The organism is Gottfriedia luciferensis, from assembly GCF_002156865.1.
Classification (GTDB): Bacteria; Bacillota; Bacilli; order Bacillales; family Bacillaceae_G; genus Gottfriedia; species Gottfriedia luciferensis.
The window spans coordinates 56991-70841 of sequence record NZ_NCTA01000007.1; the positions used below are offsets into that span (position 1 = coordinate 56991).

General features: G+C 32.6%; 14 protein-coding genes. All 14 read right to left on the reverse strand.

Going from position 1 to position 13851, the window contains the following annotated elements; translation table 11 throughout:
* Window positions 1-3 precede the first annotated feature (3 nt).
* The 14 genes from B7R67_RS07850 to B7R67_RS07915 all read right to left on the reverse strand — a co-directional run bounded on the left by B7R67_RS07850 (window position 4) and on the right by B7R67_RS07915 (window position 13734).
* Window positions 4-1263 (reverse strand): tetratricopeptide repeat protein, encoded by a 1260-nt coding sequence (locus B7R67_RS07850; protein WP_088069195.1) that lies wholly within the window; start codon window positions 1261-1263, stop codon window positions 4-6.
* Window positions 1264-1284: 21 nt separating this feature from the next.
* Window positions 1285-2568, reverse strand: a complete 1284-nt coding sequence (gene aroA, locus B7R67_RS07855; protein ID WP_088069197.1) for a 3-phosphoshikimate 1-carboxyvinyltransferase — start codon at window positions 2566-2568, stop codon at window positions 1285-1287.
* 191 nt (window positions 2569-2759) lie between these two features.
* Window positions 2760-3842 (reverse strand): 3-dehydroquinate synthase, encoded by a 1083-nt coding sequence (aroB, locus tag B7R67_RS07860; RefSeq protein ID WP_088069199.1) that lies wholly within the window; start codon window positions 3840-3842, stop codon window positions 2760-2762.
* Complete coding sequence (gene aroC, locus B7R67_RS07865; RefSeq protein WP_088069201.1) at window positions 3842-5011, reverse strand: chorismate synthase; 1170 nt, start codon at window positions 5009-5011, stop codon at window positions 3842-3844. The genes aroB and aroC overlap by 1 nt, the downstream gene beginning before the upstream one ends.
* A gap of 98 nt (window positions 5012-5109) precedes the next feature.
* Window positions 5110-5883 (reverse strand): CheR family methyltransferase, encoded by a 774-nt coding sequence (locus B7R67_RS07870; RefSeq protein ID WP_088069203.1) that lies wholly within the window; start codon window positions 5881-5883, stop codon window positions 5110-5112.
* Window positions 5884-6101: 218 nt separating this feature from the next.
* Entirely contained in the window at window positions 6102-6548 is a 447-nt protein-coding gene (gene ndk, locus B7R67_RS07875; protein WP_088069205.1) for a nucleoside-diphosphate kinase, read from the reverse strand.
* A 224-nt stretch (window positions 6549-6772) separates the two neighbouring features.
* The gene (gene hepT / locus B7R67_RS07880; RefSeq protein ID WP_088069207.1) at window positions 6773-7735 is read right to left on the reverse strand and encodes a heptaprenyl diphosphate synthase component II; all 963 of its coding nucleotides are present in this window, start codon (window positions 7733-7735) and stop codon (window positions 6773-6775) included.
* A 42-nt stretch (window positions 7736-7777) separates the two neighbouring features.
* Complete coding sequence (locus B7R67_RS07885) at window positions 7778-8488, reverse strand: demethylmenaquinone methyltransferase (protein ID WP_088069209.1); 711 nt, start codon at window positions 8486-8488, stop codon at window positions 7778-7780.
* Window positions 8489-8529: 41 nt separating this feature from the next.
* Window positions 8530-9207, reverse strand: coding sequence for a heptaprenyl diphosphate synthase component 1 (locus tag B7R67_RS07890; RefSeq protein ID WP_158095054.1), 678 nt, complete (start codon window positions 9205-9207; stop codon window positions 8530-8532).
* A 148-nt stretch (window positions 9208-9355) separates the two neighbouring features.
* Window positions 9356-9928 carry a GTP cyclohydrolase I FolE gene (gene folE, locus B7R67_RS07895; RefSeq protein ID WP_088069213.1) on the reverse strand — a complete coding sequence of 191 codons (573 nt, stop codon included), beginning with the start codon at window positions 9926-9928 and terminating at the stop codon, window positions 9356-9358.
* A gap of 470 nt (window positions 9929-10398) precedes the next feature.
* Complete coding sequence (locus B7R67_RS07900; RefSeq protein WP_056466694.1) at window positions 10399-10671, reverse strand: HU family DNA-binding protein; 273 nt, start codon at window positions 10669-10671, stop codon at window positions 10399-10401.
* 454 nt (window positions 10672-11125) lie between these two features.
* Window positions 11126-12604 carry a stage IV sporulation protein A gene (spoIVA, locus tag B7R67_RS07905; RefSeq protein WP_088069214.1) on the reverse strand — a complete coding sequence of 493 codons (1479 nt, stop codon included), beginning with the start codon at window positions 12602-12604 and terminating at the stop codon, window positions 11126-11128.
* Window positions 12605-12799: 195 nt separating this feature from the next.
* Window positions 12800-13516: a hypothetical protein gene (locus tag B7R67_RS07910; protein ID WP_088069216.1), complete on the reverse strand. Its 717-nt coding sequence runs from the start codon at window positions 13514-13516 to the stop codon at window positions 12800-12802.
* A gap of 20 nt (window positions 13517-13536) precedes the next feature.
* Window positions 13537-13734 carry a DUF2768 domain-containing protein gene (locus tag B7R67_RS07915; RefSeq protein WP_088069218.1) on the reverse strand — a complete coding sequence of 66 codons (198 nt, stop codon included), beginning with the start codon at window positions 13732-13734 and terminating at the stop codon, window positions 13537-13539.
* Window positions 13735-13851: the final 117 nt, after the last annotated feature.

Below are 13851 nucleotides of genomic sequence, written 5' to 3' on the forward strand. Positions count from 1 at the left end.
AAACTACAAAATTTCATTTATTCTGTCAAGACGTTCTTGAACTTCTTCTTGTAGATATTCATCATCTACAAGCTTGCTGTAAATTTCTTTTGCCTCTTGAATTAAACCTTCTTCAAACAATAGGTCTCCGTATTCCTTTAAGAAGGAAATTTCCTGGTTAAAGTCATTATATGCTAGACGATATTGTTTTAATGCCAATTCATAATTTTCGATTCCATAATAAGCTTTACCTAAGTCCCAATTAAAATGTGGATCTGAAGCTCCATGCTCAATAGCTAAATCAATTGTTCCAATAATTTCATCAAAATCTTCTTCTTCAAATAAAATTCCCACTAATAATTGTACTGCTTCAATCAATGAAGGGTCGTAAATTAATGCCTCTTGGAGATGCTTTTTACTTGTATCTAGATTTTTTAATTTACGTGCTAATTTCGCTGCAGATAAAAGGCATTCCACATTTGTTTCATCAACAAGCAAGGCCTTTTGTAATATTTCATAACCTTCTTGATATTGACCTTCTAGATCAAATGCTTTGCTTAGCCAAAGATGTGCCACCAAATATTCTGGGTCAAAGAAAATCGCCTCTTCAAATACTGGAATACAAGCTAAATATCGTTCTGCTTGGAATAACGTAATCCCATAACCCAATAAGGTGTGGAAGTCCTTTGTATGCTGTATACCTTTTTCATAGAATGTAATAGCATCTTCCCACTCACCTTCTGCACTTAAACATTCCGCAAGTCTTAAATCTTTATTTACACCATTTACTTCAATATCTAAATTAGACAATTTTTCGTAATATGGTATTGCTTTTTTATAATCGTATTTACTAAAATAATACTCCCCTAATGCAAAATCTACTACCGGTTCATTAGGTAAAATTCTTTTAGCTTCAAATAATTTTTGTTCAGCAACTTCATCAAGACCTTGAACTTGATATAAATCTGCCATTAATAATAATGCTTGGACGCGATTTTCGCTATCCTCATTAATTGCTAACAAAATTTCTAACGCTTCGTCTTCTAAATCAAGGTCTAATAGAATTTCAGCATACATTATTTTAAGGTCATCGTCATCATCATATAGATAAACTAAGTCCTCAATAATCGTTTTTGCGTCTTCTATTAATCCTAATGATTGAAATAGTAGAGCAGCCTCGTATTTTTCTTCATCGTTTGCAGATTTTAAACTCTTTTTTAAAAGTTCTAATCCTTTTTCGGTTTGACCGTTCTCAATTAACTGAACAGCTTCATATAAACTCATTCTTACACCTCGTATTCAACACTACTTTATTAAATCATTTAATTGCTCTTTAAAATTTGGAAATGATACAGCGATACAATTTGTGTCTTCAATCTCTGTTTCTCCATCAGCAAGTAATGAAGCGATTGAAAGCATCATTCCCATTCGGTGATCCCCATGAGATTTCACGTTTGCACCTTTTAAAGAACTATTGCCTTGTATTATCATACCATCTTTTGTTGCTTCAATGCTTACTCCAAGATTTGAAAGTTCTGTTACAACTGTCTGAATACGATCAGTTTCTTTTACTCGCAATTCTTCAGCATCTTTAATAATTGTTTCACCGTCTGCCATTGAAGCAGCTAATGCTAAAATTGGTAACTCATCGATACAAGTTGGGATTTCTGCCCCTCCAATAACAGTTGCTTTTAGTTTAGACGATTTCACTCTTATATTCGCAATTGGTTCGCCATTTACCATTTTTTCATCTTCTAACGTTATATTTGCGCCCATTCTTTCTAAAACTGTTAATATGCCAATTCTAGTTGGATTTACGCCTACATTTTTTAACAAAATTTCACTATTTGGAATAATCGAGCCTGCCACTAAGAAAAATGCAGCTGAGGAAATGTCTCCTGGTACAATTACATCTGTTGCAGTAAGTCTTTGGTTGCCGTTAATTGATACTGTATTCCCATTTACATCTAATTCACAACCAAATGCCTTAAGCATTCTTTCCGTATGATCTCGAGACTTCTCTGGTTCTGAAACAATCGTTGTTCCATCTGCAAATAAGCCAGCTAACAAAATTGAAGATTTGACTTGTGCACTTGAAACAGGTGAATGATAAGAAATACTTTTCAGTGAACCTCCTCTAATTGAGATAGGGGTATATGTAGCATCTTCACGTCCATCTATCGAAGCTCCCATTTGTTTTAATGGTTTCGTCACACGTTTCATTGGTCTCTTACCAATCGATGCATCACCGATTAAAACGGAGTGAAATGGTAAACCACTTAATATTCCCATCATCAGTCTTGCGGTTGTTCCAGAATTTCCTACATCAAGTACAGCATTTGGTTCTTTAAGTTCTTCAATCCCCTTACCATGAACAATGACTTCTTCCTCTAATACATCAATATGTACACCTAATTTTCTAAAACATGCAATCGTGCTTAAGCAATCTTCGCCTAATAGAAAGTTAGTAATCCTAGTTGTTCCATTTGCTAATGATCCAAACATAATTGCTCTATGAGATATTGATTTATCTCCCGGAATTATTACATCACCAACTAAACGGATTTCTTCTAATTGAGAATTTCTCATAACCTTATCTAACCTTTCTATATGTATTTACATTCCATTTTTATTAAATCAAACCTTTTTTTTCTCATAAAATCTATTCGACTAATTACCCGAAGTTTTTTATCTTTCTACTCAATCTACTGATCATTTAGAAAAAGAAAATGATATTTTGACTTATTATTTGATCAAAACACCATTTTCAAATGTATTTACTAATTTAGTTGTATTAAAAAGCGCTCTAAACTATCTTTTATGTAATCTTCATCCAATTCATTGATGATTGGACTACCATAATCCTTTAATAAAATATAGTTTATTTTCAGATCTATATTTTTTTTATCTTGTTTCATTAGATTGACGATCGTATTAATGTCTAAATTTGAGTAAATTGGATATTTAAGTTGTTTGTACCAATTTTGGATATCATTATACTTTAAATCAATTTTAAAGTACTGCTCACTCATATAAATAGCAAATAGCGTTCCAAATGCAATTGCTTCTCCATGAGTTGTTTTAGCATATCCTAAGAAAGCCTCAATAGCATGTCCAAGAGTGTGTCCTAAATTAAGAAATGCTCTAATTCCTGTTTCCTTCTCATCTTTTGATACAATCTCATTTTTGACACTTATTCCCAGTGTCACACATTGTTCAACTAAATCTTTATCAATGTTTTCTAGAGATTGTATATTGTTCATTAACCAATTTAATTGAATTACTGAAGAAATCATGGCTTCTTTACTTATTTCTGCAAAACCTGATCTCCATTCGTGTATTGGTAATGTTTTTAAAAAGTCCAGTTCATAAAGAACAAATTCTGGTTGATAAAACGCACCAATGATATTTTTAGCCTTTGGAAGATTAATCGCGACTTTACCTCCGATTGCACTATCGTGAGCTAATAAAGTAGTTGGCATTTGGATGAAACGAACGCCTCGCATATAGGTTGCAGCTACAAACCCTGCTAAATCTCCAACTACTCCTCCACCTAAAGCAATGACTAAACTATTCCGATCTAATTGGAGATCAAAACAATACGTTAAACATTCTTCATAAGTTGAGAAACCTTTGCTTTTTTCTCCATTTGGAATAATAAAATGTTCTATTTTAATTGAGTTACTACAATTAATCTTTACTTCTTCTAAATAAAGTGGAGCAACTTGATCATCGGTAATGATTAAGATTTTCGAAACTTTAGGCACTAAGTTTTCGAGCATAGACTGTAAATGACTTAAGATCCCGTATCCAATACAAACATTGTATTGCTTAGAGTTTGTTTTTACAGTGATTTCTTTCATTAAAACTCCCTCGCGTACTCACGGTAGTCTTCTATATTCTTTTTTAATCGTTCAAGTTGATCTGATTCAAATTGATCTACAATTGCATTTGCGATTTCCCATGCTACAATATGTTCCGCTACAACTGAAGCTGCAGGTACAGCACAGCTATCTGAACGCTCAATACTTGCTTCGTAAACTTCCTTCGTTTCAATATCAACACTTTTAAGTGGTTTATATAGCGTAGGAATAGGTTTCATAACAGCACGAACAACAATTGGCATACCAGTTGTCATACCACCCTCAAAACCGCCTGCACGGTTTGATAAACGGTAATATCCTAACTCTTCTGAATATGCAATTTCATCATGCACTTCGCTTCCAGGGATTGAACCCGCTTTAAATCCAATGCCGAACTCTACGCCTTTAAACGCATTAATACTGACGATTGCACCAGCAATTTTTGAATCTAACTTACGATCATAATGCACGTAGCTTCCAACTCCTGCTGGCATACCTTCAACAACAACTTCAACAATTCCACCTAATGAATCGCCTTTTTGTTTTGCTTCATCAATTAACGTTTTCATATTTTCAGTTGCTTCAGCATCAATGCATCTAACTTCAGAATTTTCGGCTTTATTATGTAAATCTTCCACATTGTGATAATCTATGTTATTCGCCTTTACTCCACCAATTTCGATAACATGACTGGCGATTGTAATACCAAGTTCACTTAATAATTTTTTGGCAATAGCACCAGCAGCAACTCGAACTGTCGTTTCACGAGCAGATGAACGCTCTAATACATTTCGAACATCTCTGAAGCCATATTTTATCGCGCCATTTAAATCGGCATGTCCTGGTCTTGGCTTTGTTATACTTCTTTTTCCTTCATAATCTGGATTTTCCAATGGTTCAGCACCCATTATATTCGTCCAATGTTTATAATCGTTATTCTCAACAACCAATGCGATCGGAGAGCCTAATGTATAACCATGTCGAACACCGCTTGTAATTTGAGCAGTATCCTTTTCAATTTGCATTCTTCGGCCTCTTCCATATCCACCTTGACGTCTACGAAGTTCAACATTGATTTCTTCTGCTAAAATTGGTATGCCTGATGGAACGCCTTCAATAATTGTAGTTAATTGTGGACCATGTGATTCACCAGCTGTTAAATAACGCATGTCAACACCTTCTCTTATGTAAGATTAAAATTATTTAGTTACTACTATACCACATCCTATTCTGAATTTAATATAAAAAAAGAACCATAATCTGGTTCTTAACGTGATTTTTTGTAAAAAAATGTTTCATTCGATGTAAATGAGTATTTTTCTGCGTGGAAAATTTGTTCTGTACTTCCAACAAATAAAATACCATTATCATTTAATGAATTTGAAAAGTTCATATAAATATCAACTTTTGCTTCTTCAGTGAAATAAATTAATACATTTCTACAAATAATAATATCAACATTTTTTTCATATGGATCGACTAACAAATTATGTTTCTTAAATTGGATTAGTTTTTTTAACTCATCATTTACTTTGTAAATTGAGCCCTCTTGTTTAAAATATCTCGTTAAAAGCTCATTTGGTACATCTTTTACTGCTTTTTCATTGTATATACCAATTTTAGCTTTCGCTAACACATTTTCATCTAAGTCTGTTGCAATGATTTGGAATTGATGTGGCTTTAAATATTTCAATAAAATCATTGCAAGCGTATATGGCTCTTCACCAGTTGAACAAGCTGCACTCCATATTTTTAATTTCGAATTATTTTTAAAAAATGTAGGAAGAATGTTATTTTCAAAAATTTCCCATCTATTTGGATTCCTAAAAAATTCTGAAACATTAATTGTCATCCGATCTAGAAATTCAAAATACAAATTATTATTTTTTTCCATACCCTCAAAAAAATCAACAAATGATCGAAATCCCTTTTTCTCATATAAGGATTTTAATCTTCTTTTCATTTGTGATTCTTTGTATTGGTATAAATCGATTCCTGATTTTTTTTTGACTAATTTAATAAAATCATTATAATCTTCCATTTTATTCCCCTAAAATAATAAATTAGATTTTATTATTTATATCGGCTGTTCACTTAAGTTTGTTACTTATTTTAGACAATGAAAAAAAAAGCCAACACGTATATTGGCCTTTGACTATAGACAAACTTTTTTCAATCAGTCAGATCATCTGATTTAAGGACTTTTTCTACACACTAAAAGCCAGCACGAATGCTGGCTTTTAATTTAAATATTAAATATTAGTATACCCACTCTTTAATAAGCTTTGAGTATTCTACTAATTCATTTTCATTGAAGAAAATACCGATTTCACGTTCTGCACTTGCAGGTGAATCAGAACCATGAATAATGTTTTTACCTACAGTTGCAGCATACTCTCCGCGGATTGTTCCTGGAGCTGAATCTTTTGGGTTAGTAGCTCCCATCATTTGACGAGCTGTAGCGATAACGTTTTCACCTTCCCAAACCATAGCAAATACTGGGCTTGAAGTAATGAAATCTACTAATTCACCAAAGAATGGACGCTCTTTATGTTCAGCGTAATGAGTTTCAGCTTGTTCTTTGCTTACTTGCATTAATTTAGCTCCTACTAATTGGAAGCCCTTTCTTTCGAAACGTGAAACGATTTCACCAATTAAATTACGTTGTACTCCATCAGGTTTTACCATTAAATATGTTCTTTCCATTATGCTCTACCCCTCTTGAATTCAATTATGTATAAACAATACAGTAGAATAGTATCATCAATTTATAAAATTATCAATAGTTTAAAATCTTGTTATTTTGTAAAAATTGCAATCGCTTCCAGTTAACATACAATCTAATCATCATTAACAATCGATTCTTATAAAATAATCGAGCGAAAATGCCAAAAGAGGCAGTTCAAAATGCATGTGCATTTTTGCTGCCTCTAATTTTTTCGATTACCTATATTTTTAGCAATTAAAATTAACATTTCTTTCGCTTCGTTATCAGGTAGGTTTTCAATGCTGTTTAATGACTTTTGTAAATACTCTTCACTGACTCTTCTTGCGGCTTTAATGTATGTACTTTTTCGTATCTCATTAATCAGTGGTTTAACTGTTTCTGGATCTATTCCTTCATGAACAGAAACAATTTTTTCTTTAAGTGTTACATCATTCATCGCTAGCAAAACAGGTAATGTAATATTACCTTGTATTAGGTCACTTCCAGATGGTTTACCTAATTCTTTTTCAGAAGCAGTAAAATCAAGAATATCATCCATTATTTGATATGACATTCCTAAATAATAGCCATAATCCTTTAAACATTTTTGAATAGCAGGTGTAGCACCAGAAGCTATCGCACCAATCTCACAACTAGCAGAAATCAACAATGCTGTTTTACGCTTTATACGTCTTAAATAACATCTTAAATTTTGGTCAAAATTATACTTATCTTTTATTTGCTCAATCTCACCTAAACAAATCTCTAATATCGTTTCAGACAATTTTTGATGGGCTGCTGGAATTTCGATTTCCGACATACATTCTAATGCTTTTGCAAATAAAAAATCTCCTGCATACATTGCAACTCGATTATTATATGTTGAGTTAATCGTCGGCTTCCCTCTTCTTAAGCTAGCCTCATCTATAACATCATCATGAACTAATGACGCCATATGTATAATTTCCAAAGTAGCTGCTACGTTTTTAATAGATTGAAGGTTATATTGTCCAAATTTAGCACTTAGTAAAACAAAAACCGGTCTAATTCTCTTACCACCTGATTTAAGTAACTGGATCGATGCCTTTTTTAAAATCGGCTGCGAAGAATCAACTACTTTATGAAGTGTATTTTCAATTTCATTAATGTCTTTTTTTAAATAAGAATATTTCCATTTAACCTTCATTCCGTTCACCTTACTATTCATCCCATACTATTGCTTTTGTAACTAGCTCTTTGGTTTAACACCTAAATGCATAGCTGCTACACCAAAAGTATAAGGTTTAATTTTAATTTTTTCTAATCCTGCCTTTTTGAAAAGCTGTGCTAGTTCATTCATTCCTGGAAATGTACTTGCGCTTTCTTGTAACCAAGAATATTCTTTAAAGCTTTTAGCGAATATTTTCCCGAAAATTGGCATAATGAATGTGAAATATGCTTTATATACATGTCTTATACCAAATGCTGTCGGTTGTGATGTTTCTAAGCAAACAACAATTCCTCCAGGTTTTACAACTCTTGTCATTTCCTTTAAAACTTGATAATAATCAGGAACATTACGCAAACCAAATCCAATAGTAACGACATCAAAATGGTTGTCTTCAAATGGTAATTCCATCGCATTTCCATGTATTAATTTCACTTGATCTAATTGTAGATTTTTAACTTTTTCTTCACCAATTGAAAGCATGTTTTTACTAAAGTCTAGACCTACTACTTCGCCTTCTTTTCCAACAGCTCCAGCCAAAGCAATTGTCCATTCTCCAGTTCCGCAACAAACGTCAAGCGCTTTCATACCTTTTTTTACATTCATAATTTTCATTGTTTGTTTACGCCAAGCGATATGTCGTCTAAAACTAATAATACCATTCATTTTATCATATTTATTATAAATCTTTTCAAACACGTCATGAACGCGTTCTTCTTTTGATTGAGTCATATAAACCCCCACTAGACTAATTACGATTACTTCTATGTAGATTAATTTTGTAATTGTATGATTATTTTTGATAATTCTTCTTTCAAGAGAGCACTATCATTTTGAATACACATTACTTTCTGAAATTGGGACATAAAATCAGAGCCAGTCTCAAAAGTACGAGAATCAAGTTCTTTTTTCAGTCTGGATTTTAAACATTCTTTTTCAACTTGATGGATTGATTCTTCAGATCCAATAAATTTAGCAAAATGAACAAGTATAGTTGATTCAATAACTGTAATACACTTGAACAATTCTTCTAAAGTAGTAAATTGCTGGTGAACTAAGTTTATTTTTTCTTCATTCATTTCTTTAACTGCAAAAGAAAGTTCTCTAATTAAACCAATTTCCCCAGTTCTAGAAAGTGCATCATAATATAGACCACTATAAAAATCCCCTTCTAAAACGGTCAATTGTTTTTTTTCTCGATCTAATGGCGTACTTTCATATGTTGATACTTTTTCATGGGTATCAAGTGCAATCTGATGAATCATTAATGCTTTACAATAGTGAAGAATTTTGTCGTGCGAAAAATTGTTTTGTTTTAATAAATTTATTAATAAAGTAACCTTTACATCATCTATTTGTGGTGTTGAAAGATGTTTACTTAAATAAGGATGCCTAATCGTTTGTAGGATCTCAGAGATTACTTTATTTTTTAACTCGTGAATACTATTCATTATTTCCATCCATTCCATTAATTACTGACTTTTATCATTATACCATAAGTATTTTAGATGGTATAAGTTGATTACTAGTCAACTTGCATATTTTATAATGAATATTTTCAAAAAAAGCAGGATGTCCTGCTTTTTTTGATCAGTTAATCTATTTAGATGAATGAATCATTGCAAGAATTTCATTTCTACCTTGCACATCTTCTTTTAGTGAACCACGTACCGCAGTCGTAACAGTTTTAGAACCTGGTTTTCTCACGCCACGCATAGACATACACATATGTTCAGCCTCTACAACAACCATCGCACCATGTGGCGCTAGTACTTCCATAATAGCATCTACAACTGATGCAGTAATACGTTCTTGTAGTTGTGGTCTTTTTGCAACAGTTTCAACTGTACGTGCTAATTTACTTAATCCAGTGACTCTACCGTTTCTAGGGATATAAGCTACATGCGCAACTCCGTAAAACGGTAATAAATGATGTTCACACATTGAATGGAATGGAATGTCCTTAACAAGCACTAATTCTTCGTGATCTTCACCAAATACTTTATGTAAATGTTCTTTTTCATCTTGGCGCATACCAGAGAATACTTCAGCATACATTTTTGCTACACGCTTTGGCGTTTCGTAAATCCCTTCTCGATTTGGATCATCACCGATAGCTTCGAGAATTTGACGAACCGCTTGTTCAATTTTTTCTAAATTTACTTCATTCATTAATTGATCCCCCATGCAAAAAAATTCTAATATTCATTTCTATCAGATTCGTTTTATTTTAACATAATTCTTTTTTTATAGGCAAAAAAAAGAAGGATACTTTATTAGCATCCTTTCAGACTGCCCGCCAAACGCTCGCTTTCTTCGTTGCTTCGCCTGGCTGCGGTGCTCATTACCGTCTAGGGTAACTCCGCTCCTCGCCTAGCTTCGCGCCTCGAAAGACAAGCGTTTTCAATCAGTCTGAAAATCAGATAAATAAGACTTTGTCTACACAACTGGAAGGATACTTTATTAGCAGCCTTTTATGTGACTGTTCGCTTTCTTCGTCGCTCCTTTCTGTGTGATACACATTCCGGATGATGAGCATAACTTTGACCCTATAAAGCAATGAGGTCAATCAATTTGAATACAGAGACAAAAAAAGAAGGATGCTTTAATTAGCATCCTTCTTTTTCGCTTAAATTATGTAATTATTTTACAGCATCCTTAAGCGCTTTACCAGGTTTGAAAGCTGGAACTTTACTAGCTGCGATTTCGATTTCTTCGCCAGTTTGTGGATTACGTCCTTTACGAGCTGCACGCTCACGAACTTCAAAGTTACCAAATCCGATTAATTGTACTTTATCCCCGTTTTGTAACGCACCAAGAATTGATTCGAATACAGCGTCTACTGCTAAAGTAGCTTGTTTCTTTGTTAATTCACCAGCTTCAGCAACTGCATTGATTAAATCAGTTTTGTTCATGTCTTTCACCTCCTCCCAAAATTTTAAAAATAGTTTCTTAATTTCATTTGTGGCCAAAATTTAAAATTTTATACAACAAATTCCAATTAATTTCTTTGTCATGCCTTATATTATACGATTCTAACGCATATTTCAATATGTTTTATAAGAAAATGTTGGAATTACTCGAAAAAAAGTAGCGATTTTTCTGAAAAATTGTTTTTTTAGTTGAAATATTATATTAAAATCATAAAAAATAACGGTTAACACTGATTAAATCGGCAATATTTTATTTTTTTTAATAATTTACATTTAAAATATTTTTGTTGATTTATGTCGAATTAAAACTTTTTTTATTTGGCTACGTTAAGAGCAGGAACAAGGAAAAGCAGGATCGAGGAGAAAGGAAAAGTTATTAAAAGAATTAGAAGCAAAAAAAAATCAGATGGTTTTTTGCCATCTGATTCACTAAATATTAAAGGATAATCGCAATTAAGCCGCCACTTCCTTCATTGATAATTCTTTCTAAAGTTTCTTTCAGTTTATATCTTGCATTTTCTGGCATTAATGATAGTTTTGCTTGAATCCCTTCTCGAACGATTGAACTTAATGATCGTCCGAATATATCTGAATTCCAAATTGATAGTGGATTATCTTCAAAATCTTGCATTAAATATTTAACCAGTTCTTCACTTTGTTTTTCTGTTCCAATGATTGGTTCAAAAGTTGATTCTACATCAACTTTAATCATGTGGATAGAAGGTGCCACTGCTTTTAGTTTAACACCAAATCTTGAACCATGGCGTATAATCTCTGGCTCATCTAGACTCATGTCTAATAATGAAGGTGCAGCGATTCCATATCCTGTTTGTTTAACCATCCTTAATGCATCTGACACTTGATCATATTCTTGTTTCGCATGAGCGAAATCTTGCATTAACTCTAATAAATGATCTTTACCGCGAATTTCAACTCCTACAACTTCTTTTAAAACTTGGTCATATAATTCATCAGGAGCTGATAAATCGATTTCTGCAACCCCTTGCCCCATGTCAATTCCAGCAAGTTGAGCATATTCAATAAATTCATAATCACTAAATTGACCAACAACATAGTCAACGTCTCTTAATCGTTTAATATCTTTTACTGTTTCTTGTATTGCTTCTTGATAACTTTGGCGTAACCAATGATTTTCTTTCAGTACTAGTACCCAACTTGGTAAGTTTACATTTACTTCTAACACTGGGAATTCATACAGCGCTTCACGAAGTACGTTTAAGACATCACCTTCGCGCATCGCTTCAACACTTAATGCAATGACAGGTATATCATATTTCTCGCTCAATTCTTGTCTTAAAGCCTCTGTATTAGGATGGTAAGGTTGAGACGAATTAATTACCATAATGAAAGGCTTTCCAACTTCTTTTAATTCTGCTACAACACGTTCTTCTGCCTCGATATAATCATATCTGGCAATTTCACCAATTGTTCCATCTGTTGTAACAACTACTCCGATTGTAGAATGCTCTTGAATTACTTTACGAGTCCCAATTTCCGCTGCTTCATTAAAAGGAATTGGTTCTTCATACCAAGGAGTACTAATCATTCTAGGACCATTTTCATCCTCATATCCTTTAGCTCCTGGTACACTATAACCAACACAATCTACTAATCGAATATTTACATCTAAGCCATCTGCTACATGAATTTTAACTCCTTGATTTGGAACAAATTTTGGTTCAGTAGTCATGATTGTTTTACCTGCAGCACTTTGAGGTAATTCATCATGTGCTCTAGCACGATCGGCTTCATTTTGAATATTAGGAATAACAACTGCTTCCATAAAACGTTTAATAAATGTTGATTTACCAGTACGCACGGCACCTACAACACCTAGGTAGATATCTCCTCCTGTGCGCTCGGCAATGTCTTTAAAAATATCTATCTTTTCCATGTGTTCCCCTCCCGATTTATCAATACATGGGAATAATTGACTTGAAGTAGTATACCTATGACAATATCATTCTATGATGTTGTCCTAGTGAGTTATGACAAGATTTTTTATTTTTCTTTTCATCATCTGGGCTTAAAATAAAAAAATCCTTCGATAAAATGTATTCTTTTATCAAAGGATTATGATTTTATTTATTTAATTTTGTTCTAAAAACACTGGTTGTCCATCCTTAATTGTATAAGGAAGTGAATATGCTGGCACGATTGGTGAGTCTTTTACTAAAATAGATCGGATATCTTCACCATACTTGAAATTCTTTGCTTCTTTAATTTTTGCATATAAGTCAGTTGAATAGTCTACATAGAATTCACCATCATTGCCCATCACAATCGGTAAGTTTTTATTACTATATGGACTTACTACATAAGGATCTTCTTTAAATCCCATCTTTTTGTAGTTTAATAGGAACACACCATTTGCAAGTGTTTTTTTAATTGGAGGATATGAGTGCTTATCTAAATAAATATGTGCTTGTAACGAAACATCTCTTAATTTTTCAGCAATCCTAAGGTCGACTAATTTAACAGTAGGATTTTTCTCTGCATCCATTATTACATACTGAAAAATCCCTCCACTTTCATATGAATTACCAGGTGAGTCACTCAAATAACTAGGAATTAACTTCGTAAAATCGATTGGATATTTAATATAATTTGGTGTTTTCATATCCCTCGTTTTAATAGGTAAAAGACCTGAATTGTTTTCTTTAAATTTATTTACTGCTTTTTGAACAGATTGTAATTGGTCATCATAAGGTATTTGATTTTGTGCAAGTTGATTTTGTGGATATAAACAGCCACTTAATATACTAATTACAAAGCATATTAAAATGGAAAGAAATAGCTTTTTCATGTTAGTCCCCTTTTTTGTCATTAACTAGGCCAGCTTAATACGATATATGTAATTAATATTCCAGAAATAATTAACGACATATATGCGATAAATGCTGTAATCATTCTTAAAAATTTTATCTTTATTTTATGCCTGCTTAAAAAGATTAAAAATAAAGATAAAAGCATTAATCCAATACCAACAAAAGAAATTAGTTCATTAATATGTGACGTGCTCATTATGATCCCCCTATGTAATATCTAACATTATTATAGTAACAAAATAGTGTGATGATTTGAATAAAATCTTTTTTATTCTATTTTGTCAGTATTGACTCGATTATTCGAATACTATAC